The sequence below is a fragment of the Acidovorax sp. FG42 genome (assembly GCF_057809195.1).
In genome coordinates this window covers 97,631-120,447 of the sequence record NZ_JBMDJM010000003.1, presented here as the reverse complement: position 1 = coordinate 120,447, position 22,817 = coordinate 97,631, and the positions used below count along the sequence as shown (strand labels likewise).

Below are 22,817 nucleotides of genomic sequence, written 5' to 3'. Positions count from 1 at the left end.
CATGAAAGCCCCCTCCGCCCAGCCCGACCATTTCGTGCACGACCGCCTGCCACCGCCCGAGGCCTGGCCCACGCTGCGCTACGACCTGCCGGAGCTGCAGATCGCAGACCAGGCCAATCTGGTGCAAGCGCTGTTCGACCAGGCCGAGCGCGCTGGCCACATCGACCGCCCCCTGCTGCGCGGCCCGCACCGCACCTACACCTACCGCGACGCCCGCGCCGAGGCCGCGCGCATTGCCGAGGTGCTGACGCAGGACCATGGTCTGGTGCCCGGCAACCGCGTGCTGCTGCGCGGCGGCAACACGGTGGAGATGGCGCTGGCCTGGCTGGGCACCGTCTACGCCGGGCTGATTGCCGTGGCCACTATGCCGCTGCTGCGCGCGGGCGAACTGGGCAGCATCATCGACCGCGCCCAGCCCACGCTGGCGCTGTGCGACGGCCGCCTGCTTGCGGAGCTGCAGACGGCACAAGCACAGCACCCGGTGCTGGCCACCATCGTGCCGTTCCACACCGCGCCCGATGCGGCCGACCTGCTGCAGCGCGCACAGGCCAAGCCCGGCACCACGCCGCCCTGCCCCACGTCGGCTGACGATATTGCGCTGATGGCCTTCACCTCCGGCACCACGGGCGCGCCCAAGGCCGCCGTGCACACCCACCGCGATGTGCTGGCGGGCTGCGAGGCCTGGCCGCGCCACGTGCTGCGCGCTACGCCCGAAGACATCGTGGCGGGCTCGCCACCGCTGGCGTTCACCTTTGGCCTCGGCGGCTTGCTGGTGTTTCCGATGTGGGCCGGGGCCAGCGTGTACTTCCCCGATCAGCCCTACACGCCCGAAACCATGGTGCGCCTGATGCGCGAAGCGGGCGTGACCATCTGCTACACCGCCCCCACGTTCTACCGGCAGATGGCGCCGTTCGCCAGGCAGATCGGCCTGCCCCAACTGCGCACCAGCGTGAGCGCAGGCGAAGGGCTTCCGGATGCCACACGCCAGCTGTGGAAGGAGGCGACCGGCCTCGACATGACAGACGGCATTGGCGCCACCGAGATGTTCCACATTTTCATCTCCTCCCCCGGCGGCGAAAGTCGGCGCGGCGCCATCGGCAAGGTCGTGCCTGGCTACACCGCCAAGGTGGTGGACGACGATGGCAACGAGCTGCCGCGCGGCACCGTGGGCAAGCTCGCAGTGATAGGCCCCACGGGCTGCAAGTACCTCGACGACCCGCGCCAGGCCAAGTACGTGAAGGACGGCTGGAACTACCCCGGCGATGCGTTCACGCAGGACGCGGACGGCTACTTCTTCTACCAGGCGCGCGACGACGACATGATCATCACCGCCGGCTACAACGTGGGCGGCCCCGAGGTCGAAGACGCCCTGCTGCGCCACCCGGCCGTGGCCGAGTGCGGGGTGATCGGCGTGCCCGACGAAGAGCGCGGCATGGTGGTCAAGGCCATCTGCGTCTTGAAGCCCGGGCACACGGGCGACGCCGCCATGGTCAAGACGCTGCAGGACCATGTGAAGGCCACCATCGCTCCGTTCAAATACCCACGCGTGGTGGAGTTTGTGACCGCACTGCCCCGCACCGAAACCGGCAAGCTGCAGCGCTTCAAGCTGCGCCAGGGTGCGGGCGCATCACCCTCCGCCGCATCGCCCACTTCCACAAAAACAACATGACGATGAAAAACACCCTTTTGCAGCCCGAAGGCTGGGTCACCCCCAAGGGCTACGCCAACGGCGTGGCCGCACGCGGCACCATGGTCTTTACCGGCGGCCAGATCGGCTGGAACGCGCAGCAGCAGTTTGAGAGCGACGACTTCATTGCCCAGACCAAGCAGACGCTGCTGAACGTGCGGGCGGTGCTGGAAGCCGGTGGCGCAGGCCCCGAACACCTGGTGCGGCTGACCTGGTACGTGACCGACCGCAACGAATACAACAGCCGCCTGAAGGAGCTGGGCGCGGTCTACCGCGAGGTGCTGGGCAAGAACTTTCCGGCCATGGCCTGCGTGCAAGTGGCGGGGCTCATGGAAGAGCGCGCGAAGATCGAGATTGAAGCAACCGCTGTAATCCCGGACTGAGCTTTTCCAGCCACCGCTGCAGCGCCTGCCCATACAGAATGAACGCCAGGGCCGCCCCAATCAACGGCAGTGCGGCAAACACCCAGCCCGTCAGCAATTCGCCCCCCAGCGCCACGCCCACCAGCAAAGCCACCGCAGGGTTGACGAACGAATAGCTGCCTGCCAGCGCTGCGGAAGTGTTCTGCAGCAGCCACAGGTACGCATTGAGCGCTACCAGCGTGCCAAACACCAACAGATAGACCCACGCCGCCCACGACTTGGCAGTGACCTGGCCCAGGGCGCTCAAAGGCTCGAACCACAACGCCACCACCAGCCCCATGGCGCCCCCCGCAAACCACTGCGCGGCCGATGCCATGGCGGGCGCGGGCAGCGACAGCTTGCGCGAGGCATACGAACCGACACTCCAGGCCAGCGGCGCACCAAAGGCCAGCAGCGCACCCAGCCAGGTGGCGGAGAAGTCACCTTCCAGCGCCAGCAGCAGCGCGCCCACCACGCCCAGCGCCAGGCCGATCCAGCTGGTGACCGGCACACGCTCGCCGCCCCAGCGCGACCACAGCGCCAGCCACATGGGCATGGTGGTCACCACTGTGGCCATCAGGCCCGAGCCAATGCCAAGCTTTTGTGCAAACCCGATGAAATTCATGGCCAAGAACACCATCAGCCCGCCCACCAGGGCCGAGTTGCGCCACTGCGCACGGGTGGGCAGTGCGTGCCCTTGTGCCAGCGCAATCACCAGCATCACCGCACCTGCGCACAGAAAGCGGATAGCGTTCATGAGCAAGGGTGGCATGCTCTGGAGCGCAATCCCAATCGCGAAATAGGTGGTGCCCCACACCACGTAGACCAGCAGCAGCGCCACCGCTACCGCCCAGGTCCGCTGGGACCGCACTTGCGCATTGAAAATTGTCGGCATATTCTTCACCTAACCGAATAATTTATGGAAACCGCGAGGTTTTCGTAATTTTTACCAAAAATTAGCGGCTATGCAAGCAAATATTCAGACAGATGACATGGACGCCAGAATTATTTCGGCACTGGGCGCGGATGGCCGACGTTCGTATGCCGACGTAGGGGCTGAAGTGGGGCTGTCCACCGCCGCTGTGCACGAGCGCGTGAAGAAGTTGCTGGACAAGGGGGTGATCCGCCGCTTCTCGATCAGCGTGGACCCAGAGCGTGTAGGGCTGAACTTCACCGCGTTTGTGGCCATCCGAAACGACGGCGGCATCCACTGCCGGGATGTGGCGCCCCGCCTGCGCGCCATGCCCCAAGTCGAAGAGCTGCACAGCGTGGCAGGCGAATACGACTTTCTGGCCAAGATCCGCACCACGCACGCACGCGCGCTGGAAGACGTGATTTACGAGATCAAGGCCATCGCGGGCGTGGCCCGCACCACCAGCACGGTGGTGCTGAACACCGAGTTCGAGGACCGCCCGCTGGACCTGGGCTGGGTGAATGGCGATAAAGGTGGTTGACGGGGGCCGGAAGTCCCGGCCCCACCACGCCGCTGTTTACGCGGCTACCGGAGCGTGGTCCACCGCAACCGCAACGACCGCCGGGGCTTGCACTAGGCGCTGCACCAGCGCCATGTAGTAACCCAGCGGTGGCGTGACCAGCCCCGGCACCTTGGCATGGTCGTCATAGCGGCGCAGGCGGATGGCCTCTTGTGCAAACGGCTGGGCCGCAAACTGCATCGCCTCTTTGGGCGTAAAGGGCCCGCCCTGCGGCACCAGGCTGTGCTGCGATGCGGGTGACAGCGTCTCCCAGTACCCCGGCTCCATGGTGCACAGGTAGCGCTTGGCATCCACGTGCAGGCGGATGGGTTCCAGCACCGCGTCGGGCATCAGGCCCCGCAGGAACGGGATGGCCATGTACTGGTGCAGGTCGTCCTGCTCGGTCGTGTCGCCACCGGGTGCCAGCAGGTGGCCCAGGTCGTGCAGCAAAGCCGCTGCGACCGTCGCGGGGGTCTCGCCCGACTTTTCTGCCCACTGCGCGCACTGCAAGGCATGCTCCAGCTGGCTGACCGCCTCGCGGCCATATTGATTCACGCCCCGGGTGGCGAGCAGGTGGGCAATGTCTTCCAGGCTCAATGCCATCGTCTTTCCTTGTCAGACCAACGCTTTACGAATACGCGCAGAGACCAGGTCAATCACGCTCACCGTCACCACGATGATGAGCATCACCGCGCAGGTCTCGGCGTATTGAAAGCCGCGAATGATTTCCCACAGCACTACGCCAATGCCACCTGCCCCCACCATGCCCACGACCGAGGCCGAACGCACGTTGGCTTCAAAGCGGGAGAGCGTGTACGAGATCCACAGCGGCATCACCTGCGGGATCACGCCGTAGATGATCTCGTGCAGCGCGCTCGCGCCGGTGGAGCGGATGCCCTCCACGGGCTGCGGGTCGATGGCTTCCACGGCTTCAGAGAACAGCTTGGCCAGCGTGCCCGAGGTGTGGATCCACAGCGCCAGCACGCCCGCAAACGGCCCCAGGCCCACGGCCACCACGAACAGCATGGCAAACACCATTTCGTTGATGGCGCGGCACGCGTCCAGCACGCGGCGCACCGGCTGATACACCCACCAGGGCACGATGTTGGACGAGGCCAGCAGCGCCAGCGGCACGGCGGTGATCACGGCGAGTGCCGTGCCCCACAGCGCGATCTGCAGCGTGACCAGCATCTCCTGCACATAGATTTGCCACTGCGCAAAATTGGGCGGAAAGAACTCCGCCGCGTAGCTGACCATGTTGCCCGAGTCGTTCCACAGGGCCAGCGGGCGCATGTCGGCACCTTGCCAGGACGCGGCCAGCAACACCAGCAGGATGCCCCACGACAGATACCAGGCCAGGCTGCGCTTGGGCGACGTGGTGCGGGCCAGCGTGGCCAGAGAAGGATTCAATGTTGAGGACATGGGGACACCCGGGCCAGAACCACCAAGCGGCGGATTACTTGAGCGACGCCAGCTGCTGGTCGATCTCGGCCAGGCGGGTCTTCTTGTCGGCATCGGCCAAGGTGGCGTCGGCCTCGATCTTGTTGCGCTTGCCGAACAGGTCGAGCTGGCGGATGGGCGTGAGCTGGGCGTTGGTCGAGGGCTTGAAGCCCGACAGCTTGGAGATCTTCATCACGATCTCCTTCTCACGCGCATCGGTCTTGGCGTAGTTGTAGAAGAAGTTGCGGATCTTGGTCTTGGTGGCATCGGGCAGGTCCTTGCGCATGACCAGCGGGTCCAGCGGAATCAGCGGCGAAGTCCAGACGATCTTGATGTCCTTGAACTTCTCGGGCTGGCGTTCCTTGATCTTTTCCAGGTTCTCGCTGTTGTTGGTGGCCACATCCACCTGCTTGTTGGCCACGGCCAGCGCATTGGTCTCGTGGTTGGCGCTGCGGGTGATCTTGAAGTGCGTCTTCGCATCGATCTTGTTCTGCGCAAACGCGTAGTAGCCGGGCACCAGGAAGCCCGAGGTGGAGTTGGGGTCGCCATTGCCAAAGCTCAGCGACTTGCCGTTCTTGAGCACGTCATCCAGGCTGGCCAGGGGGCTGTCCTTGTGCACGATGAGGTGCGAGTAGTAGCCCTGGGTGCCGTCGGCATTCACCATCTGTGCAAAGACTTCGCCGTTGGCGCGGTCCACGGCTTCCATGGCCGACTTGTTGCCCAGCCAGGCCACCTGCATCTTGTTGAAGCGCATGGCTTCGATCAGGCCCGCGTAGTCGGACGCAAAGAAGGCGTTGATCTTCAGGCCCGTCTGCTTGGCCATGTCGTCCAGCAGGGGCTGCCAGTCGGCCTTGAGGTTTTGCGTGGCTTCGGTCGAGATCATGCCGAAGTTGATGTCCTGGGCCAACGCGCCCGTGGTCAATCCCAGCCCGAGTGTCAGGGCAGCACACAGTTTCTTGAACATGTTGAAAGCTCCAGAGAAAGGAAATGAAAGGAACCGAAAGGCCGTTCAGGCGGCCTGCACCATGACGGGCGACCACTGCGGCGCAGGCATGGGGGCATTCGCAGATGCAGGGTGGGCGCTGGATGCATCCGAGAGGATTTCATCGGCCTGCACGCCATACAGGCCACGCAGCAACGCAGGCGTAAGGGCCGCCGAAGGGCCGTCATACACCACCTGCCCATGGTGCAGAGCCACCACGCGCGGGCAATACTTGATGGCCACATCCACCTGGTGCAACGACACGATGACGGTGCAACGGTCTTCGCGGTTGATGCGAGCCAGGATGTCCATGACCTTGCGCGACGATTCCGGGTCGAGCGACGCAATGGGCTCGTCGGCCAGCACCACCTTGGCGCCCTGCACCAGCGTGCGGGCAATGGCGGCACGCTGCTGCTGCCCGCCTGATAGGGTGGACGCGCGCTGCGCATGGCACTCGGCAATGCCCACGCGGTGCAACGCTTCGAGCGCCAGCGCGCGCTCCTGCGGCTTGAACATGCGCAGCCAGCCGCGCCACCAGGGCGTGCGGTGCAGCAGGCCCACCAGCACGTTCATCAGCACGGGCAAGCGGTCCACCAGGTTGAACTGCTGAAACACAAAGCCCACCTGCGAACGCACCTTGCGGATGTCACTGTGAATGCGCCCCGCCTGCTGCACGCAGCGGCCATCCACCTCGATCAGCGAATCGCTGGACGCATCGGCCACCACCAGGCCCGCCACATGACGCAGCAGGGTGGACTTTCCCGAGCCCGAGGCACCAATCAGCGCCACCATCTCGCCGCGCTGCACGGTGAGGTTGATGTCGCGCAGGGCGTGTTTGCCGTTGGCGAAATGCTTGTTCAGTTGGTGGATGTGCAGTGCGGCAGTCATGGCAGCCTCCTGGAGGGTTAAGTCGTCTAGACAACCGAAGTTTGGTTGCGGGGCGTGACAGTGCTTTGACAGTTGGGAGAAGTTTGGATGTCAGACGCCGATTTAGAGCGGCTAACAAAACTCAGCGAAGCGGCCCTGGCTAGGCGTTTCGCCGCAGACAGTACAAGTAGTACGACAAGGCGAGACAACGACGCCAGGGGAGTTTTTTAGCCGCTCTTACAGCACGCGCTGCCCTTCGCGCCACACGCCACGCACCACGGCCTGGCGGCCGCCATCGGGCAGTTCGGCCATGTGCACCTGCACCAGGTCTGCGCGCAGGCCAGGGGCCAGCTCGCCGCGATCGGCCATGCCCGCAGCCTTGGCTGGGTTGCGGGTGACGGTGGCCACGGCCTGCGGCAGGGGCAGGATGTCGTCCTGCACCAGCCGCATCACCGCGCTCAGCAGGCTGCCGGGTACGTAGTCGGACGAGAGGATGTCCAGCAGCCCCCGGCGTGCCAGATCGGCCGCCGCCACGTTGCCCGAGTGGGAGCCACCACGGACCACATTGGGCCCACCCATCACGGTGAGCAAGCCACGCTCATGTGCAGCCTGGGCCGCGGCCAGCGTGGTCGGGAACTCCGACATCGCAGCCCCTTCGGCATGGGCCTGCTCCACGTGCGCCACCGTGGTGTCGTCGTGGCTGGCCAGCGAGATGCCGTGCGTACGGCAATAGTCCACGAAGTACGCACGGTGCGGCTCGGCGTACTGCGCCTGCAGCGTGGCCGCGTGCGCCACCTGGCGCTCGAACTTCTCGGCGCTCCAGCCCTTCTTGCCGGTGTAGTAGGTGCGTGCCTGCTCGATGTTCTCCCACTGGCGCTGACCCGGGGTGTGGTCCATCAGCGAGATCAGCGACAGGCGCGGGTGCCCGTGGAACGGCTCGAACAGGTCGATGGTGTTGGGCGCGGGCAGCTCGCAGCGCACATGCAGGTGGTGGTCGGCCCGCAGCAGGTTGCGCTCGGTGCAGGTGTCGATGGTATCGAGAACGCGGTTCCAGGCACTGCCGCGCAGGCTGTCCACATCGGCCTCGCCCACGCCCAGCGCGTCCAGCACCGTCGTGATGCCTGCGGCCGCAATCTCGGCGTCGTGCGCCAGCAGCGCGGGCATCTCGGCCCACTGCACCTTGGGGCGCGGCATGAGGTGGCGCTCGAAGTTGTCGGTGTGAATTTCCACCAGGCCCGGAAGCAGGTAGTCGCCGCCCAGGTCAATGCCCTGCAACGCCGATGTGCCACCGCCGTCCACCGACGCGATGCGCCCAGCATCCACCTGCAGGCTGCCCAACACCACTTCGCCCGGCAGCACCATGCGGGCGTTTTTGAACACGGTCGCGGTCATGCCGATACCCCCCGGAAGTCACCCACATTCACGCGGCGCGTGGCCACAGCGGCACCCACCTGCGCGTCGTGAAAGATGCCCACCAGGGCCGCGCCGCGCGCCACGGCCTCGCGGATCATGGCAATCACGGTCTCTGTGTTGGCCGCGTCGAGCGATGCAGTCGGCTCGTCCAGCAGCAGCAGCGGCTTGGGCTTGATCATGTTGCGGGCGATGTTGATGCGCTGCTGCTCACCGCCCGAGAAGGTGGCAGGCGGCAGGTGCCACAGCCGCTCGGGGATGCGCAGGCGGGTCAGCCACTGGCGGGCGGCCTCGCGCGCGGCCTCGATGCCCACGGGGTCGTCGCCCGCGTCTTCGGCCAGCGGCTCGGCCACCACATCCAGGGCCGACACGCGCGGGATGACCCGCAGGAATTGGCTCACATAGCCCACGGTGTCGCGGCGCAGCTGCACCAGCGCACGCGGCGTGGCCTGCGTCACGTCCACCACGGTGCCATCGGACGAGCGCACGGTGATGCGGCCGGCATTGGCCCGGTAGTTGGCGTAGATCATCTTGAGCAGCGTGCTCTTGCCCATGCCCGAGGGGCCGTCAAGCACCACGCACTCGCCGGGCTGCACGGCCAGGTCCACCTGGGCGAGCACAGACAGTTCGATACCGTTCTGGTGGTGCAGGGTGAAGCGCTTGGCCACCCCTTGCATCTGGAGAATGGGCGCAATGGAAGGTGGGTTCATGGCTGCAGTACCGAAGAAACAAGAAGCTGGGTGTAGGGGTGTTGCGGGTCGTCGAGCACCTGGTCGGTCAGGCCCGCCTCGACCACGCGGCCGCGCTGCATGACCACCATGCGGTGCGCCAGCAGGCGCGCCACGGCCAGGTCGTGTGTGACCACAATGGCGGCCAGCTGCATCTGCCGCGTGAGCTGGCGCAGCAGGTCCAAGAGGCGCGCCTGCACCGAAACATCGAGCCCCGAGGTGGGCTCATCCATGAACACCAGGCGGGGCTGGGTGACGAGGTTGCGCGCAATCTGCAGGCGCTGGCGCATGCCGCCTGAGAAGGTGCGCGGCGCATCGTCGATACGTGCAGCATCAATCTCCACGCGCTGCAGCCATTCCGTGGCCGTGGCGCGCAAGCGGCCATAGTGGCGCTCACCCAGGCCCATCAGGCGCTCGCCCACGTTGGCACCAGCAGATACATCCATGCGCAAGCCGTCGGCCGCGTTCTGGTGCACAAAGCCCCAGTCGGTGCGGGCCAGCAGGCGCTGCTGCGCTTCGGTCATGGCATAGATGTCCTGCAACTCGCCGCTGCGCTGGCGGAACTGCACCGTGCCTTCGTCCGGCGCGCTGCGCGCCGCAATGGCATTCAGCAGCGTGGACTTGCCGGAGCCCGACTCGCCCACCACGGCCAGCACCTCGCCGGGCCAGAGGTCAAAGGACGCGCCTTGCAGCGCCACGCGGTCGCCATAGCGCTTGCTGACGTTGCGCACGCTCAGCAGCGGCGCAGAAGGTTCGGGGTGATTCATGTGAGGGTCTCGACGACAAAGCTCAGGCCGTGCTGTGCAAAGCCCAGGGATTCATAAAAGGCATGCGCCCCCTTGCGGCGGGCGTTGGACGAGAGCGCGAGCTTGTAACAGCCCGCCTCACGCGCCTGCTGCATGGCGTGGGCCATCATCTGGCGGCCAATGCCACGGCCCTGCTGGTGCTGTGCCACCACCACGTCTTCGACGATGGCCGAGGGCGCGCCCCGGTGCGCCAGGTTGTGCATGACGAGCAGCGCATAGGTGCCCACCACCGCGCCGTGCTGCGCGGGGTCGCAAGCGACCCACAGCCGGTAGCTGGGGTAGCGCGCAAACTGGGCCCACACGGCCTGGGCTTCTTCCAGTGTCAGTACGTCGGCGGGGCTGTCCTCAATCGCGGCGTACAGGGCCAGCACGCTCTCCAGGTCGGCCTGCCGGGCTTCGTGGATCTGCACGGCGCTCATGCGGCGCCGCCTTGTTCCACCGCCGATTCAGCCTGCTCCGCCTGGCGTTCCTGGCAGTAGTCCGAGTCGGAACACACATGCATGCGCCCGCCCTGGTCGTCGGTGATGACCTCGTCCAGAAAGCTGTCGGTGGCACCGCACAGCGCACAGGCGGCATCCCAGCGCTGCACCTCGAACGGGTGGTCTTCAAAACCAAGGCTCTCCACCGGCGTGTAGGGCGGTACGGCGTAGATGCGCTTTTCGCGGCCCGCGCCAAACAGCTGCAGCGCGGGGTTCAAGTGCATCTTGGGGTTGTCGAACTTCGGGATGGGCGACGGCGCCATCACATAGCGGCCATTGACCAGCACGGGGTAGTCGTAGGTGGTGGCAATGTGGCCGTAGCGTGCGATGTCTTCGTAGAGCTTGACATGCATGAGCCCGTACTCGGCCAGGCCGTGCAGGGTGCGCGTTTCGGTCTCGCGCGGCTCCAGGCGCTGCATGGGCTCGGGCACGGGCACTTGGTAGACGATGACCTGGCCTTCGGCCAGCGGCGTCTCGGGGATGCGGTGGCGCGTCTGGATCAGCGTGGCCTCCCGCGTGCGGGTGGTAGTGGCCACGGCCGTGGTGCGCTCAAAAAAGCGGCGAATGTTGACCGCATTGACCGTGTCATCCGAACCCTGGTCGATGACCTTGAGGCAGTCCTCTGGGCCGATGATGGACGCGGTGACCTGGATGCCGCCCGTGCCCCAGCCGTAGGGCAGGGGCATTTCGCGCGAGCCAAACGGCACCTGGTAGCCGGGGATGGCCACGGCCTTGAGGATGGCGCGGCGGATCATGCGCTTGGTGCGCTCGTCCAGGTAGGCAAAGTTGAAGTGGCCGTCCACCGGCGCGGCGTCGGCGGGCAGGCCCATCACGGCGGATTCCATGGGCGCGTTCATGCGGCGTCCTCCTCGACGGGGGTAGTGGGGTGGGCGGCTGCGGCGCGCATCTTGCGCACCAGCTCCAGTTCGGACTGAAAGTCCACGTAGTGCGGCAGCTTCAGGTGCTGCACGAAGCCCGAAGCCTCCAGGCTGTCGCTGTGGCCCAGCACAAATTCCTGCATCTGCGCAGGCGACTCCACAGGCTCGCCCAGTTCGTCGGCGCGCAGCGCGCGGTCCACCAGGCTCATGGCCATGGCCTTGCGCTCGCTGTGGCCAAACGCCAGGCCGTAGCCGCGCGTGAACTGCGGCGGCTGGCTCTTGCTGCCCGCAAACTGGTTCACCATCTCGCACTCGGTGATCTCTATGTCGCCGATGTCGATGGCAAAGCCGAGTTCTTCGGGTTCGATCTCCACCGCCACCGTGCCCAGGCGCACCTCGCCCACAAAGGGGTGCGAGTGCGAGTAGCCGCGCTGTGTGGAATACGCCATGGCGAGCAAAAAGCCCTCGTCGCCGCGCGCCAGGTTTTGCAGGCGCGTGGCCCGGTTGGCGGGGAAGCGCAGCGGCTCGCGGGTCAGGTCCGTGGGCGCGGGGTCGCCTGGGGGGACGGGGCGGGTTTCGATCAAGCCTTCCTGGTTGAGCAGATCCACCACACGCGGCGTGGGGCTGGGTGGCACCACGGCTACTGCAGCGGCAGGCGGCGTCACCGTGCCTTCGGCCAGCAGCTTGAAGTCCAGCAGGCGCTGCGTGTAGTCGTAGGTGGGGCCTAGCACCTGGCCACCGGGCAGATCCTTGAACGTAGCGGAGATGCGCCGGTCCAGCGCCATGCGGCTGGTGTCCAGCGGGCAGGTCGTGCCCAGGCGCGGCAGCGTGGCGCGGTAGGCGCGCAGCAGGAAGATGGCTTCCACCAGGTCACCCGCAGCCTGCTTGATGGCCAGGGCCGCGAGCTCGGGGTCGTACACCGAGCCCTCGGTCATGACCCGATCCACGGCCAGCTTGAGCTGCTGGCGGATCTGCGGCACCGAGAGTTCGGGCTGTGCTACATCGCCCCGGCACTGGCGCGCCAGCAGCTGGTAGCTGTTGAGAATGGCGGCTTCCCCGCCTTTGACGGCTACGTACATGCTCAGGCCTCCTGAAGGGCAGTGGCACCGCGCGTTGCCCGCGTGGTGCGTGGCAGACCCACGATGTGGTCCGCAGTGGCCAGCAGCAGATCCACACCGCGTGGAAACACCCCATGGTTAGCCGCCCACTGGGTCTCGAAGTCGTCGGGCAAACCATCCACCTGCAAGTCCGCCACATCCCGAATGCCGGGGCCGCGCAAGTGCCATGCATCACTCGCGTCCACCGTGGTGGCGGCGGCACGCGATACATCGACCACGCAAGTCGCTGATTGGTCGGGGTAGATGTCGGTGCCCAGGGCCAGACGGTTCAGGGCAGGCAGCGCATCACCCTGCGCCACCCACACAAAACGGGCTTGCGCAGCGTCGGCCACCAAAGTACAGCCTGTGTGAAAGCGCAGCCAGGCACCGGCATCGCTGTTTGCCAGCCTGGGCGAGAGCCACAACGTGCAGTCGCTGTCGAGCAGCGCCAGCAGCACGGCAGCCGATGCGGCATGCCCCACGGCAGGAGCTTGCGCGTCGTGTTCTACCGCCACCGTGCGGCCGGGATGCGACAGCGCCTGCAGCACCGCGCGGAACACCGCCTGGCTGCCAAGGGCTTCGTTCGAGAATCCGGCACCCAGCGATGCCAAGGGGGTCGTGCTCATTCGGTGTCCTCGTCGTTGTCGGCACCGCTCTCGCGCGCCACGGTAAAGAAGTCCACCTTGGTGCTGGCAGCCCGCGCCTGGCGCTCGGCCTGGGTGTTGCGCAGGTGGTTGCGGATGGGTTCGAGCAGCTGTGCGTCCAGCACCGGTTGCTGAACAGGGTCTTGCAGCAGCGCATCGGCCAGGGCCGCCAGCTGCACCTGGCGGTGCGAGCGACCCAGCACGTAGGCCACGCCCACAGTGGCCTCGGCGGCGTCCGATGCGTCGGCCACGCGCAGCGCGCAGCGGGTGACGGTGACCTCGCCCAGGTTGAAGCACTCGCCCGTGCCACCGGCGCGGCCCTGCACCATCATCAGGCCGGTCTCTGGCGCACGCAGCCAGCGCGCGGGGCGCGTGGCATGCTCGTGCAAGGCAGATTCGAGCAGCCCCAGCGGCGCCCGGGCCAGCAGCGCCATCCACTGCGCGCGGCCCAGGGGGCGGCCCGGCCCCGGGTTGTCAAAGGCTTGAAACATGGAAGTGGTACCCTGAAAGTTGTATAGACAAATTGAACAACTGGCGCCAGCTTAAAGAGCGCGCATGTAGGTTTCATGACAGCCAGCACCACCTCTCTCACGACCCCGTTACAGGTCCCTCAAGCACCACCACTGCGCCCCGCGCGCGACAGTTTCTGGACGCGCATAGCCGCCGAGCTGGCCGAGGCCATCGGCAGCGGCGTCTATCCGCCGGGCCAGCGCCTGCCCTCGGAACACGCGCTGGCAGAGCAGTTCGGCGTGAACCGGCACACCATCCGCCGCTCCCTCGCCAGCCTGTGCAGCCAGGGGCTGGTGCGCATCACGCAGGGCAGTGGCACCTATGTGGAAGACTTTGCGGTGGACCTGGTGCTGGGCAAGCGCACGCGCCACCAGCAGGGCCTGGCACAGGCGGGGCTGCGCGGCAGCCTGGTGGTGCTGCAGGCCCAGACCACGCGCGCCACGGCGGCGCTGGCCAAGGCACTGCAGGTGCCCGCGCGCAGCCCGATGCTGGCGCTGCGCGTGCGGGGCGACGCCGAAGGCCAGCCCCTGCACATCAGCGAGCGCTACTTCCCCCTGCCGCGCTTCGACAACCTAGCGGCCGTGGTGCGCGAGACAGGCTCCATCACCGCAGGCTTCACCGCCCACGGTGTGGCCGACTACACGCGCCGCGAAAGCCGCATCACCGCCGAGCTGCCCAGCCCCGAAGTGGCCGCCCAGCTGCGCCAACCTACGTCACGCCCCGTGCTGCAGGTAGAGAGCCTGAACGTGGACCTGGAGGGCACACCCATCGAATGGGCCCGTGCCTGGTTTGCGGGCGACCGCGTGAAACTGACGATTGACCACAATGAACACGCCTGACATGCCACCCACCCACCACCGCTATGCGGTCTATTTCGCACCCAACCCGGGCAGCCTGGGCTGGCTGGCCGGCAGCCACTGGCTGGGGCGCTGCGCTGCGTTGCTGCAGCCGCTGCAGCAGCTGGCCATTGACGGCGTGGCGGCCGACACGCTGCACCGCCTGACCGCAGCACCCCGGCGCTACGGATGGCACGCCACGCTCAAGGCGCCGTTTGCGCTGGCGCCCGGCACCGACTGGATCACGCTGCACCAGGCCGTGCAGGAGGTGGCACGCGGGCTGCAACCCTTTGTGCTGCCGCCGCTGCAGGTGCAACGCATCGACGACTTTCTGGCGCTGGTGCCCCCCGCACTGCACCCCGCCAATGCGCAGATCCAGGAAACCGCTGCCACCTGCGTGACCGCGCTGCAGCCCTTGGCCGCGCCCCTGTCCGAAGCCGACCTGGCCCGGCGCCGTGCAGCGGTGCTCACCGCCCGGCAAGACGCACTGCTGCAGCAATGGGGCTACCCGTTTGTGCTGGACGAATTCCGCTTTCACATGTCTCTCACCGGCAGCCTGGCGCAGGTAGACGCACCCACCCAGTCGCTGGTGTTCGAAGCCGCGCAGGAGTTCTTCTCCGACCTGCCCATCCTCAAATTCAACAGCCTCGCCTTGTTCGCAGAGCCCACGCCGGGCGCGGACTTTGTGTTGCTGGACCACCTGGAGATGGGCGCATGACCACCGGTCGGCTGGTCTACTGCATGGGCCCCTCAGGCGCGGGCAAGGACAGCCTGCTGGGCTGGCTGCGCACGCACCTGCCCCAGCCCTGCCCCGTGCACTGGGCGCAGCGCACCATCAGCCGTGCCGCCACGTCCGGCGGCGAAGCCCATGACAGCGTTTCGCTCGCAGCGTTTGCAGCGCTGTGCAGCGAGCACGCGTTTGCCCTGCACTGGCAAGCCAACGGCCTGGGCTACGGCGTGCGGCATGCACAACTGGCGCCGCTGGCGCAGGGCCACTGGGTACTGCTCAATGGCTCGCGCGCCTACCTGCCTGAGGCCCTGGTGCGGTTCCCGGACCTGGTGGCCGTGCACATCACCGCCAGCCCGCAGGTGCTGCGCGAGCGCCTGCTGTCGCGCGGCCGCGAGACGCGCGAAGAGGTGGAGGCCCGGGTGCAGCGCGCACTGGCCTATACCCCGCCCCCGGGAGCCGCCAGCCTGGAGGTGCACAACGACGGCGCGCTGGGCGATGCGGGCCAGCGGCTGCTGAACGCGCTGGAAAATTTGCCGGGCTGGCCTCGGCGCAGTGGCAAACTTTCGCCCATCGCTCCCATCCTTTCCAGCACGCCATGACCACCATCACGATCTATCACAACCCAAAGTGCGGCACGTCCCGCAACACCCTCGCCATGATCCGTAACAGCGGTACGGAGCCCGAGGTCATCGAATACCTGAAAACCCCGCCCGACCGCGCCACGCTGGTAGCGCTGATTGCCGCCATGGGCGAGCCGGTGATCAACGCCGTGCGCACCAAGGAAGCGATCTTCACCGAGCTGCAGCTGGACGCACCAGGTGTCACCGACGCGCAACTCATCGACGCAATGCTGCAGCATCCCATCCTCATCAACCGCCCCATCGTGGTCACGCCCCTGGGCACACGGCTGTGCCGCCCTTCCGAGAAGGTGCTGGACATTCTGCCCGCGCCCCAGCAAGGTGCCTTCACCAAGGAGGATGGCGAAGTCGTCATCAACGCGCAGGGCCAGCGTGTCTGAGGCAACCTCGCGCGCCCCCGCCATAGCCCACCACGCGGCATGAGCGCCGCCTCGCAACGCTGGACCGTGGCGCGCCTGGGCACGGCCCAGACGCTGGCCTGGGCCTCGTCCTACTACCTGCCCGCCATGCTGGCCGCGCCCATGGCGCACGACCTGGGCGTGGCTACATCCACCGTGTTCGCGGCGTTTTCGGTGGCGCTCATCGTGTCGGCGCTGCTCGGGCCTTTCGCGGGCCGGGCCATTGACCGCCACGGCGGCCGCCCGGTGCTGGTGGGCACCAACCTGTTGTTTGCAGCTGCTTTGACGGGCATGGCCTTGGCGCAAGGCCCCGTGGGTCTGTTTGCCGCCTGGGTGTTGATGGGCGTGGCCATGGGTTCGGGCCTGTACGAGGCTGCGTTTGCCACGCTGGTGCGCCTGTACGGCCAGGGCGCACGCGGCGCCATCACCGGCATCACGCTGATTGCGGGATTTGCCAGCACCGTGGGCTGGCCGCTGTCGGCCTGGATGGAGACGCAATGGGGCTGGCGCGGCGCGTGTGCGGGCTGGGCTGCCCTGCACTTGCTGGTGGGCGTGCCGCTCAACGGCTGGCTGCCCCGTGCCGACACCGCAAAGAAGCCGTCCCCACCTTCGGCGGATGAACCTGTGGCGGCCACCTCGGCACCGGCTGCAACCGCCCCGTCCGCTGCCACCCACCCGCTGCGCACCACCGTGCTGCTGTCGTTTGTGTTCGCCGTCACCTGGTTCACCAGTACCGCCATGGCGGCGCACCTGCCGCGCCTGCTGCAGGCCAGCGGCACGTCGCTGCAGGCGGCAGTGGCCCTGGCCGCGCTGGTGGGCCCGGCACAGGTGGCGGCGCGCCTGCTGGAGTTTGGCTTGCTGCGCCGCCTGCACCCGCTGCTGTCGGCCCAGCTGGCTGCCGCCGCACACCCTGTGGGCGCGGGCCTGCTGATGGTGCTGGGCGGGCCTGCAGCTGCAGTGTTCACCCTGCTGCATGGCGCAGGCAACGGCATCCTGACCATTGCCAAGGGCACGCTGCCGCTGGTGCTGTTTGGCCCTGCGGGCTATGGCGCACGCCAGGGCCTGATGATGGTGCCCGCCCGTGTGGCGCAGGCGTTTGCACCGGTGCTGTTTGGCATGGCGTTGGACCACGCTGGAGCCGCCGCCCTGTGGCTCACCACGCTGCTGGGCCTGGCCGCACTGGCAGCGCTGTGGCTGTTGCGGCCTATGGCGCGGTCCTGAACGATCAGGCGCGCGGCACCACAAACGCCTCGCGCGCAGCGAGCGCTGCGGGGCGCGAATGGCAACCTTCCAGGTGGTCGTTCACCAGCCCCATGGCCTGCATGAAGGCGTAGACCGTGGTCGGACCCACAAAACTCCAGCCGCGCTTCTTCAGGTCCTTGGACATGGCGATGGATGCGGCCGAAGTGGACAGGGTGCGCGCCACTTCGCGCGTGAGGCGCTCGGGCCGGTCGGTGGCGGCGGGCTCGTAGCGCCAGGCGTAGTGCGCCAGCGAGCCGAACTCGCGCCGCAGCTCCAGCACGCGGCGCGCGTTGTTGATGGTGGACTCGATCTTGCCCCGGTGGCGCACGATGGCCACGTCCTGCACTAGGCGCTCAACCTCGGCCGGGCCGAAGGCCGCGACCTGCTCGGCGTCGAAGTTCGCGAACGCTGCGCGAAAGCCCTCGCGCTTGTTCAGGATGGTGAGCCAGCTCAGGCCCGACTGAAAACCCTCTAGGCAGATCTTCTCGAACAGCCGGCGGTCGTCCGCCACCGGGAAGCCCCACTCGGTATCGTGGTAGTGGCGGTACAGCGGCGTGGCCTGGCACCAGGTGCAACGCGGGCAACCGGATTCGTCGGCAAACAGGCCGTCGGCCAGTGCGGGTGGGCGAGCAGGATCTTGAGCAGTCGGGGGGGTCATGCGCGGCATTCTAGAAACCACCGCAGCCGGCTGCTGACAGGGCGGAGACAAAGGGCCCGATCTGCCCATAAACTGCACTGCATGCGTGAGCCACTTTCCCGCCTGCGGGTCACTTTCAGCCTGATGTTTTGCCTGGTGCTGGGCGGCTGCGCCAGCACCACCGGCCCCTCCAACGCTTGGGGCTACTACTGGCAATCGCTGCGCGGGCACATGCAGATCATGCATGCCGCAGAACCCATTGACGACTGGGTAGTGCGCAAGGACATCTCGCCCGCCCTGCGCGAGCGGCTGCAGCTGGCGCAACGTGCGCGGGCCTTTGCGGTCACCGAACTCGGCCTGCCCGACAACGCCAGCTACCGCCGCTATGCCGACCTGAAGCGCTCCGCCGCCGTGTGGAACGTGGTGGCTGCACCGCCCTATTCGCTGACGCTGCACACCTGGTGCTTCCCGGTCACAGGCTGCATCGGCTACCGGGGTTACTTCACCGAGGCCGCAGCTCAGGCCGAAGCCGCTGAGCTGGCCGCGCAGGGCCTGGAGGTGGAGGTGTACGGCGTCCCCGCGTACTCCACGCTGGGCTACATGAACTGGGCGGGCGGCGACCCGCTGCTGTCCACCTTCATCGCCTGGCCCGAGGGCGACTTTGTGCGCCTGCTGTTCCACGAGCTGGCGCACCAGGTGGTCTACGCCCAAAACGACACCTTGTTCAACGAGTCCTTTGCCACGGCGGTGGAGCGCCTCGGCGTGGCGCAGTGGCTGGCCACGCAATCCACCCCCGCCGCGCGCGAGGCCTACGCCACCAGCGAAGCGCGGCGCAGCGCCTTCCGCATGCTCACCCGGGCCACGCGCACCCGCCTGGCGGCCATTTATGAGCAAAAGGAGCTTCAAGCGCTAGAAGATCATGCCTTGAGCGCTATGAAAAAGGAAGCAATGCAAGCATTTCGCGACGACTATGCCGCACTGCGCGCACGCTGGCTGGACGCGCCCGGCGGCACGCCCCCCCGGGCCACCACCGCCCAGGTGGCAGGCTACGACCGCTGGGTGGCCCAGGCCAACAACGCCAGTTTTGCCGCCCAGGCCGCCTACGACGAACTGGTGCCCGCGTTCGAGGCCTTGTTTGAACGCGAGGGCCGCAACTGGCCCCGGTTTTATGATGCCATACGACAACTGGCGCAGCAGCCCCAGCCCGAGCGGCACGACGCACTGCGCGCCCTTTTACCTGACCCCCAACACCTCAAGGAGACAGCCGGTGCCTGACATTCATATCCACCGCGAACACCATCTGGGCTTCAAGGAAGCCCGCAAGGTCGCCTTCTCCTGGGCCGAGAAGGCCGAAGAAAAATTCGACATGGAATGCACCTACGAAGAGGGCGACAAGGAAGACCTGCTCACCTTCACCCGCTCGGGCGTCAAGGGCACGCTGCTGGTGGATGCCCACCAGTTCGAGATGAAGGCACAGCTCGGTTTTCTGTTCGGCGCGTTCAAGGACCGCATCGAGGCCGAAATTGGCGAGCAGCTGGACGCCCTGCTCAACGCGCCCCACCCCAGTGCCAAGAAGCCAGCGGCCGACAAGAAGAAAGCGGCGACAGACACGGATGCCGGCAAGCCTGCCGCCAAGGCCAAGAAGGCCTAGCCGCAAGGGCCCCGCCATGACATCCACCGCGAACGAGGCCAGCGCCCACAGCCCGGCGTTTGACACCCTCTCCACGCTGCTGCGCACCCGCTACAGCTGCCGCGCCTTTCTGCCCGAGCCGCTCCCGCGCAGCACCATCGAAGCCATCCTGGCCGCCGCGCAGCGCACGGCCTCGTGGTGCAACGCGCAGCCCTGGCAACTCACCATTGCCAGCGGCGCTGCGCTGGCGCGTCTGCGCAGCGCCCTGCAATCCCACATGCTCGCCGCGGCACCCCAGCCCGACCTGCCCTGGCCCCGCGAATACCGGGGCGTGTACCAGGAGCGGCGGCGCGAATGCGGCTGGGGCCTGTACGAATCCCTGGGCATTGCCAAGGGCGACCGCGAAGCTTCGGCGCGCCAGGCGGCGCAGAACTTCACCATGTTTGGTGCGCCGCATGTGGCCATCGTCACCAGCGACGAGGCCCTGGGCGTGTACGGCGCGGTGGACTGCGGTGCGTATGTGAGCAACTTCATGCTGGCCGCGCACAGCCTGGGCGTGGGCTCCATCGCGCAGGCCGCGCTGGCCTCCTACCCCGGCGTGCTGCGTGACGTGCTGGGCATTGGCGAAGACCGCAGCATCGTCTGCGGCATTTCGTTCGGCATGGCAGACCCAGCCCACCCGGCCAACCATTTCCGCACCACCCGCGCCGACCCGGCCAGCAGCGTGGTGTGGAAGGACTGAGACGCCGAGAGGCGGGACCTGACGGGCGTCAGGCTACAACACGCAGCAGGGGACTGCGTGTATGCAGCAACCCAAACAGGTTCTTGGGGTCGGACAGCTGGGGGATGAGTTCGATGGGCTGGCCCATGCCCAGCTCGGCCGCCGCGTCGCGCAGGAAGCGCAGCGCAGAAAAGTCCTCCAGCGCAAAGCCTACCGAGTCGAACACCGTCACCGCCGCATCGCTGGCGCGCCCGCCATGCTGGCCCGCCAACACTTGCCACAGCTCGGTCACTGCAAAGTCAGGCGGCAGTTGCTGGATGTCGCCTTCGATGCGCGTTTGCGGCGCGTATTCCACAAACACCTGGGCCTGGCGCAGCACGTCGGCATGCATCTCGGTCTTGCCGGGGCAGTCGCCGCCCACCGCGTTGATGTGCATGCCGGGCGCCAGCAGGTCGGGCGTGAGGATGGTGGCGTTGGTCTTGTCGGCCGTCACCGTGGTCACGATGTCGGCGCCGCGCACGGCCTCGGCCGTGCTGGTGCAGGCCACGGGGCGCAGGCCCACCGTGCCTTGCAGGTTGGCCTGCAGCTTGGCCGTTGCAGCCGGATCGGTGTCGAATAAACGCAGGGAGTCGATACCCAGCAGATGGTGAAAGGCCAGCGCCTGGAACTCGCTCTGTGCACCGTTGCCAATCAGCGCCATGGTGCGGGCACCGGGGCGGGCCAAGGCCCGTGCGGCCACGGCCGACATGGCGGCGGTGCGCAGCGCGGTGGTGAGGGTGAGTTCGCTCAACAGCAGCGGCGCGCCCGTGGACACATCGGCCAGCACGCCAAACGCCATCACGGTCGGCAAGCCCCAGCGCGTGTTCTTGGGGTGGCCGTTGACGTACTTGAATGCATAGGTCTGCCCATCTGCAATCGGCATGAGTTCGATCACGCCGTCGCGGGAGTGGCTGGCCACACGTGCGGACTTGTCGAAGGCGCCCCAGCGCAGAAAGTCAGCCTGGATGTAGTCGGCGATGCCGCGCAGGCAGGCCTCGATGCCCTTGCGCTGCACCAGCGCGATCACATCAGGGGCGCTGAGATACAGGGTGGAAAAGTGCTGGGGGGTAGCCATGGTGTAGGTCTCCGGGTGCCGATGTATGCGTCTACAGGCAGTGTCCCGAAGCGGAAAAACAATGGGAATCGCCCAAACTGCCGCCTATTGCAGGGCAGTTTGCCGGTATGCCAGCCAAAATTGCCACTTTGCTCAAAAGCCCAGGGCTGCGTTTGGCCCAGCCCGCGCGCTATCCTCTGCCGCTTGATTTGCCCCGCACCATGACGTCCCCAGAAATCCTCATCAGCGAAGTCGGCCCGCGCGACGGCCTGCAGTCCGTTCAGGCCACCATGCCCACGGCCGACAAACTGCGCTGGATCGACGCGCTGGTGGCGGCCGGCCTGCGCGAGATCGAAGTCGGCTCGTTCGTGCCCGCCCGCCTGCTGCCCCAGATGGCCGATGTGGCCGAAGTAGTGCGCCACGCGCTCACCCACCCCGGCATCACCGTGATGGCGCTGGCGCCCAACCTGCGTGGGGCCGAGGCCGCGCTGGCGGCGGGCGTGCACAAGGTCACCCTGCCGGTGTCGGCCAGCGCGGCCCATTCGCTGGCCAACGTGCGCAAGACGCGCGAAGCCATGGTCGAAGAAGTGCGTGCCGTGGCACAGCTGCGTGACGAGCAGGCGCCTGGCGTGCTGGTGGAGGTAGGGCTGTCCACCGCCTTTGGCTGCACGCTGCAAGGCGCGGTGCCCGAGGACGATGTGATCTGGCTCGCCGGCCTGTGTGCCGAGGCGGGTGCCGACGAGGTGGGCTTGTCGGACACCACCGGCATGGCCAACCCGGCCCAGGTGCGCCGCCTGTTCACGCGTTTGCGCGCCGAACTGGGCGCCAAGGCCGGAGCCGCCCACATGCACAACACCCGGGGCCTGGGCCTGGCCAACTGCCTGGCGGCCTACGACGTGGGGGTGCGCACCTTTGATGCGTCGCTGGGCGGCCTGGGCGGCTGCCCCTATGCGCCGGGCGCGTCGGGCAATGTGGTGACCGAAGACCTGGTGTTCATGTTTGAGGCCATGGGCATCACCACGGGGGTGGACCTGGAGCGCCTGATGGCCGCGCGCGCGCCGCTGCAGGCGGGGCTGCCGGACGAGCCGGTCTATGGGATGACGCCGGAGGCGGGATTGCCCAAGGGGTGGGTTCAGCGTTAGACCGCCGTTGCACCCAAAGAAAAAGGCGACCTTGGTCGCCTTTTTCTTTGGGAGTACGCCGTATCAGCTCAGCGAGGTGATCAGGTCCACATACTGCTGCTTGGCCTCGTCGGCGCTGGTGCCCTTGAGCTTTTCCCAGGCGTCCCACTTGGCACGGCCCACCATGTCGGAGAAGCTGGGCTTCTTCTCGGTGTTGTCGCCAGCGGTGGCCTGCTTGTACAGCGCGTAGATCTTGAGCAGCGTGGCGTTGTCGGGGCGCTCGCTCAGGTTCTTGGAATTGGCCACAGCGGCTTCGAAGGTGGCGTTCAGGTCGGCCATGTCGGTGCTCCTTGGGTTTGTATGGGGGAGG

The 22,817-nt window shown here is 67.1% G+C and carries 28 protein-coding genes; 12 read left to right on the top strand and 16 right to left on the bottom strand.

Annotated features, from left to right (window positions below; translation table 11 throughout):
• Position 1: 1 nt before the first annotated feature.
• Positions 2-1,669: an AMP-binding protein gene (locus ACODSM_RS04985; protein WP_488804520.1), complete on the top strand. Its 1,668-nt coding sequence runs from the start codon at positions 2-4 to the stop codon at positions 1,667-1,669.
• A gap of 2 nt (positions 1,670-1,671) precedes the next feature.
• A complete protein-coding gene (locus ACODSM_RS04980) occupies positions 1,672-2,070 on the top strand; it encodes a RidA family protein (RefSeq protein ID WP_015012337.1) in 399 nt (132 codons plus the stop codon).
• On the opposite strand, the gene ACODSM_RS04975 is transcribed toward ACODSM_RS04980, so the two are convergent.
• Positions 2,015-2,983, bottom strand: coding sequence for an EamA family transporter (locus tag ACODSM_RS04975; protein WP_488804519.1), 969 nt, complete (start codon positions 2,981-2,983; stop codon positions 2,015-2,017). The genes ACODSM_RS04980 and ACODSM_RS04975 overlap by 56 nt on opposite strands.
• 97 nt (positions 2,984-3,080) lie before the next feature.
• Here ACODSM_RS04975 and ACODSM_RS04970 point away from each other — a divergent pair, with 97 nt between their 5' ends.
• Positions 3,081-3,542, top strand: a complete 462-nt coding sequence (locus tag ACODSM_RS04970) for an Lrp/AsnC family transcriptional regulator (RefSeq protein WP_056647474.1) — start codon at positions 3,081-3,083, stop codon at positions 3,540-3,542.
• A gap of 36 nt (positions 3,543-3,578) precedes the next feature.
• Here ACODSM_RS04970 and ACODSM_RS04965 read toward each other — a convergent pair whose 3' ends face one another.
• The 12 genes from ACODSM_RS04965 to phnG all read right to left on the bottom strand — a co-directional run bounded on the left by ACODSM_RS04965 (position 3,579) and on the right by phnG (position 13,382).
• A complete protein-coding gene (locus tag ACODSM_RS04965) occupies positions 3,579-4,163 on the bottom strand; it encodes a phosphonate degradation HD-domain oxygenase (RefSeq protein WP_488804518.1) in 585 nt (194 codons plus the stop codon).
• 12 nt (positions 4,164-4,175) lie between these two features.
• Entirely contained in the window at positions 4,176-4,982 is an 807-nt protein-coding gene (gene phnE / locus ACODSM_RS04960) for a phosphonate ABC transporter, permease protein PhnE (RefSeq protein WP_488804517.1), read from the bottom strand.
• Between the two features lie 34 nt (positions 4,983-5,016).
• Complete coding sequence (phnD, locus tag ACODSM_RS04955; RefSeq protein WP_488804516.1) at positions 5,017-5,964, bottom strand: phosphonate ABC transporter substrate-binding protein; 948 nt, start codon at positions 5,962-5,964, stop codon at positions 5,017-5,019.
• 45 nt (positions 5,965-6,009) lie between these two features.
• Entirely contained in the window at positions 6,010-6,870 is an 861-nt protein-coding gene (phnC, locus tag ACODSM_RS04950) for a phosphonate ABC transporter ATP-binding protein (RefSeq protein WP_488804515.1), read from the bottom strand.
• 216 nt (positions 6,871-7,086) lie between these two features.
• Positions 7,087-8,241, bottom strand: coding sequence for an alpha-D-ribose 1-methylphosphonate 5-triphosphate diphosphatase (locus tag ACODSM_RS04945; protein WP_488804514.1), 1,155 nt, complete (start codon positions 8,239-8,241; stop codon positions 7,087-7,089).
• Positions 8,238-8,969: a phosphonate C-P lyase system protein PhnL gene (gene phnL, locus ACODSM_RS04940; RefSeq protein WP_488804513.1), complete on the bottom strand. Its 732-nt coding sequence runs from the start codon at positions 8,967-8,969 to the stop codon at positions 8,238-8,240. Before phnL ends, ACODSM_RS04945 begins: the two co-directional genes overlap by 4 nt.
• Positions 8,966-9,754, bottom strand: a complete 789-nt coding sequence (gene phnK / locus ACODSM_RS04935) for a phosphonate C-P lyase system protein PhnK (RefSeq protein WP_055399975.1) — start codon at positions 9,752-9,754, stop codon at positions 8,966-8,968. The genes phnL and phnK overlap by 4 nt, the downstream gene beginning before the upstream one ends.
• Positions 9,751-10,212, bottom strand: a complete 462-nt coding sequence (locus ACODSM_RS04930; RefSeq protein WP_488804512.1) for a GNAT family N-acetyltransferase — start codon at positions 10,210-10,212, stop codon at positions 9,751-9,753. The genes phnK and ACODSM_RS04930 overlap by 4 nt, the downstream gene beginning before the upstream one ends.
• Positions 10,209-11,129: an alpha-D-ribose 1-methylphosphonate 5-phosphate C-P-lyase PhnJ gene (locus ACODSM_RS04925; RefSeq protein WP_488804511.1), complete on the bottom strand. Its 921-nt coding sequence runs from the start codon at positions 11,127-11,129 to the stop codon at positions 10,209-10,211. The genes ACODSM_RS04930 and ACODSM_RS04925 overlap by 4 nt, the downstream gene beginning before the upstream one ends.
• Positions 11,126-12,229, bottom strand: a complete 1,104-nt coding sequence (locus ACODSM_RS04920; protein WP_488804510.1) for a carbon-phosphorus lyase complex subunit — start codon at positions 12,227-12,229, stop codon at positions 11,126-11,128. Before ACODSM_RS04920 ends, ACODSM_RS04925 begins: the two co-directional genes overlap by 4 nt.
• Before the next feature lie 2 nt (positions 12,230-12,231).
• A complete protein-coding gene (gene phnH, locus ACODSM_RS04915; protein WP_488804509.1) occupies positions 12,232-12,873 on the bottom strand; it encodes a phosphonate C-P lyase system protein PhnH in 642 nt (213 codons plus the stop codon).
• Complete coding sequence (gene phnG, locus ACODSM_RS04910; RefSeq protein WP_488804508.1) at positions 12,870-13,382, bottom strand: phosphonate C-P lyase system protein PhnG; 513 nt, start codon at positions 13,380-13,382, stop codon at positions 12,870-12,872. The genes phnH and phnG overlap by 4 nt, the downstream gene beginning before the upstream one ends.
• 75 nt (positions 13,383-13,457) lie before the next feature.
• On the opposite strand from phnG, the gene phnF reads away from it, so the two are divergent.
• Genes phnF through ACODSM_RS04885 form a run of 5 tightly spaced genes read left to right on the top strand, consistent with a single transcriptional unit; the run spans position 13,458 to position 17,224 of the window.
• Positions 13,458-14,240 (top strand): phosphonate metabolism transcriptional regulator PhnF, encoded by a 783-nt coding sequence (gene phnF, locus ACODSM_RS04905; protein WP_488804507.1) that lies wholly within the window; start codon positions 13,458-13,460, stop codon positions 14,238-14,240.
• A complete protein-coding gene (locus ACODSM_RS04900) occupies positions 14,227-14,955 on the top strand; it encodes a DUF1045 domain-containing protein (protein ID WP_488804506.1) in 729 nt (242 codons plus the stop codon). The genes phnF and ACODSM_RS04900 overlap by 14 nt, the downstream gene beginning before the upstream one ends.
• Positions 14,952-15,566 (top strand): phosphonate metabolism protein/1,5-bisphosphokinase (PRPP-forming) PhnN, encoded by a 615-nt coding sequence (gene phnN / locus ACODSM_RS04895; RefSeq protein ID WP_488804505.1) that lies wholly within the window; start codon positions 14,952-14,954, stop codon positions 15,564-15,566. Before ACODSM_RS04900 ends, phnN begins: the two co-directional genes overlap by 4 nt.
• The gene (gene arsC / locus ACODSM_RS04890) at positions 15,563-15,985 is read left to right on the top strand and encodes an arsenate reductase (glutaredoxin) (RefSeq protein WP_488804504.1); all 423 of its coding nucleotides are present in this window, start codon (positions 15,563-15,565) and stop codon (positions 15,983-15,985) included. Before phnN ends, arsC begins: the two co-directional genes overlap by 4 nt.
• A 39-nt stretch (positions 15,986-16,024) precedes the next feature.
• Complete coding sequence (locus ACODSM_RS04885) at positions 16,025-17,224, top strand: MFS transporter (protein ID WP_488804503.1); 1,200 nt, start codon at positions 16,025-16,027, stop codon at positions 17,222-17,224.
• Between the two features lie 4 nt (positions 17,225-17,228).
• Here ACODSM_RS04885 and ACODSM_RS04880 read toward each other — a convergent pair whose 3' ends face one another.
• Entirely contained in the window at positions 17,229-17,903 is a 675-nt protein-coding gene (locus ACODSM_RS04880) for a DNA-3-methyladenine glycosylase I (RefSeq protein ID WP_488804502.1), read from the bottom strand.
• An 81-nt stretch (positions 17,904-17,984) separates the two neighbouring features.
• Here ACODSM_RS04880 and ACODSM_RS04875 point away from each other — a divergent pair, with 81 nt between their 5' ends.
• From ACODSM_RS04875 to ACODSM_RS04865, 3 genes are read left to right on the top strand one after another with little or no spacing between them, the layout of a single operon-like run.
• The gene (locus ACODSM_RS04875; protein ID WP_488804501.1) at positions 17,985-19,157 is read left to right on the top strand and encodes an aminopeptidase; all 1,173 of its coding nucleotides are present in this window, start codon (positions 17,985-17,987) and stop codon (positions 19,155-19,157) included.
• The gene (locus ACODSM_RS04870) at positions 19,150-19,533 is read left to right on the top strand and encodes a polyhydroxyalkanoic acid system family protein (RefSeq protein ID WP_488804500.1); all 384 of its coding nucleotides are present in this window, start codon (positions 19,150-19,152) and stop codon (positions 19,531-19,533) included. Before ACODSM_RS04875 ends, ACODSM_RS04870 begins: the two co-directional genes overlap by 8 nt.
• Positions 19,534-19,549: 16 nt before the next feature.
• Positions 19,550-20,254, top strand: a complete 705-nt coding sequence (locus ACODSM_RS04865) for a nitroreductase (RefSeq protein ID WP_488804499.1) — start codon at positions 19,550-19,552, stop codon at positions 20,252-20,254.
• Positions 20,255-20,282: 28 nt separating this feature from the next.
• Here ACODSM_RS04865 and ocd read toward each other — a convergent pair whose 3' ends face one another.
• Entirely contained in the window at positions 20,283-21,347 is a 1,065-nt protein-coding gene (gene ocd, locus ACODSM_RS04860; RefSeq protein ID WP_488804498.1) for an ornithine cyclodeaminase, read from the bottom strand.
• A 200-nt stretch (positions 21,348-21,547) separates the two neighbouring features.
• Between ocd and ACODSM_RS04855 the strand changes: the two genes are divergently transcribed.
• Complete coding sequence (locus ACODSM_RS04855; protein WP_488804497.1) at positions 21,548-22,468, top strand: hydroxymethylglutaryl-CoA lyase; 921 nt, start codon at positions 21,548-21,550, stop codon at positions 22,466-22,468.
• A 63-nt stretch (positions 22,469-22,531) separates the two neighbouring features.
• Here ACODSM_RS04855 and ACODSM_RS04850 read toward each other — a convergent pair whose 3' ends face one another.
• A complete protein-coding gene (locus tag ACODSM_RS04850; protein ID WP_060985084.1) occupies positions 22,532-22,786 on the bottom strand; it encodes an acyl-CoA-binding protein in 255 nt (84 codons plus the stop codon).
• Between the last annotated feature and the right edge of the window lie 31 nt (positions 22,787-22,817).

What these genes read in the sequence shown, in the direction of transcription:
- ACODSM_RS04985 (WP_488804520.1), top strand. Translation starts at nt 2, where the DNA reads ATGAAAGCCCCCTCCGCCCAGCCCGACCATTTCGTGCACGACCGCCTG.
- ACODSM_RS04980 (WP_015012337.1), top strand. Translation starts at nt 1,672, where the DNA reads ATGAAAAACACCCTTTTGCAGCCCGAAGGCTGGGTCACCCCCAAGGGC.
- ACODSM_RS04975 (WP_488804519.1), bottom strand. Translation starts at nt 2,983, where the DNA reads ATGCCGACAATTTTCAATGCGCAAGTGCGGTCCCAGCGGACCTGGGCG.
- ACODSM_RS04970 (WP_056647474.1), top strand. Translation starts at nt 3,081, where the DNA reads ATGGACGCCAGAATTATTTCGGCACTGGGCGCGGATGGCCGACGTTCG.
- ACODSM_RS04965 (WP_488804518.1), bottom strand. Translation starts at nt 4,163, where the DNA reads ATGGCATTGAGCCTGGAAGACATTGCCCACCTGCTCGCCACCCGGGGC.
- phnE (WP_488804517.1), bottom strand. Translation starts at nt 4,982, where the DNA reads ATGTCCTCAACATTGAATCCTTCTCTGGCCACGCTGGCCCGCACCACG.
- phnD (WP_488804516.1), bottom strand. Translation starts at nt 5,964, where the DNA reads ATGTTCAAGAAACTGTGTGCTGCCCTGACACTCGGGCTGGGATTGACC.
- phnC (WP_488804515.1), bottom strand. Translation starts at nt 6,870, where the DNA reads ATGACTGCCGCACTGCACATCCACCAACTGAACAAGCATTTCGCCAAC.
- ACODSM_RS04945 (WP_488804514.1), bottom strand. Translation starts at nt 8,241, where the DNA reads ATGACCGCGACCGTGTTCAAAAACGCCCGCATGGTGCTGCCGGGCGAA.
- phnL (WP_488804513.1), bottom strand. Translation starts at nt 8,969, where the DNA reads ATGAACCCACCTTCCATTGCGCCCATTCTCCAGATGCAAGGGGTGGCC.
- phnK (WP_055399975.1), bottom strand. Translation starts at nt 9,754, where the DNA reads ATGAATCACCCCGAACCTTCTGCGCCGCTGCTGAGCGTGCGCAACGTC.
- ACODSM_RS04930 (WP_488804512.1), bottom strand. Translation starts at nt 10,212, where the DNA reads ATGAGCGCCGTGCAGATCCACGAAGCCCGGCAGGCCGACCTGGAGAGC.
- ACODSM_RS04925 (WP_488804511.1), bottom strand. Translation starts at nt 11,129, where the DNA reads ATGAACGCGCCCATGGAATCCGCCGTGATGGGCCTGCCCGCCGACGCC.
- ACODSM_RS04920 (WP_488804510.1), bottom strand. Translation starts at nt 12,229, where the DNA reads ATGTACGTAGCCGTCAAAGGCGGGGAAGCCGCCATTCTCAACAGCTAC.
- phnH (WP_488804509.1), bottom strand. Translation starts at nt 12,873, where the DNA reads ATGAGCACGACCCCCTTGGCATCGCTGGGTGCCGGATTCTCGAACGAA.
- phnG (WP_488804508.1), bottom strand. Translation starts at nt 13,382, where the DNA reads ATGTTTCAAGCCTTTGACAACCCGGGGCCGGGCCGCCCCCTGGGCCGC.
- phnF (WP_488804507.1), top strand. Translation starts at nt 13,458, where the DNA reads ATGACAGCCAGCACCACCTCTCTCACGACCCCGTTACAGGTCCCTCAA.
- ACODSM_RS04900 (WP_488804506.1), top strand. Translation starts at nt 14,227, where the DNA reads ATGAACACGCCTGACATGCCACCCACCCACCACCGCTATGCGGTCTAT.
- phnN (WP_488804505.1), top strand. Translation starts at nt 14,952, where the DNA reads ATGACCACCGGTCGGCTGGTCTACTGCATGGGCCCCTCAGGCGCGGGC.
- arsC (WP_488804504.1), top strand. Translation starts at nt 15,563, where the DNA reads ATGACCACCATCACGATCTATCACAACCCAAAGTGCGGCACGTCCCGC.
- ACODSM_RS04885 (WP_488804503.1), top strand. Translation starts at nt 16,025, where the DNA reads ATGAGCGCCGCCTCGCAACGCTGGACCGTGGCGCGCCTGGGCACGGCC.
- ACODSM_RS04880 (WP_488804502.1), bottom strand. Translation starts at nt 17,903, where the DNA reads ATGACCCCCCCGACTGCTCAAGATCCTGCTCGCCCACCCGCACTGGCC.
- ACODSM_RS04875 (WP_488804501.1), top strand. Translation starts at nt 17,985, where the DNA reads ATGCGTGAGCCACTTTCCCGCCTGCGGGTCACTTTCAGCCTGATGTTT.
- ACODSM_RS04865 (WP_488804499.1), top strand. Translation starts at nt 19,550, where the DNA reads ATGACATCCACCGCGAACGAGGCCAGCGCCCACAGCCCGGCGTTTGAC.
- ocd (WP_488804498.1), bottom strand. Translation starts at nt 21,347, where the DNA reads ATGGCTACCCCCCAGCACTTTTCCACCCTGTATCTCAGCGCCCCTGAT.
- ACODSM_RS04855 (WP_488804497.1), top strand. Translation starts at nt 21,548, where the DNA reads ATGACGTCCCCAGAAATCCTCATCAGCGAAGTCGGCCCGCGCGACGGC.
- ACODSM_RS04850 (WP_060985084.1), bottom strand. Translation starts at nt 22,786, where the DNA reads ATGGCCGACCTGAACGCCACCTTCGAAGCCGCTGTGGCCAATTCCAAG.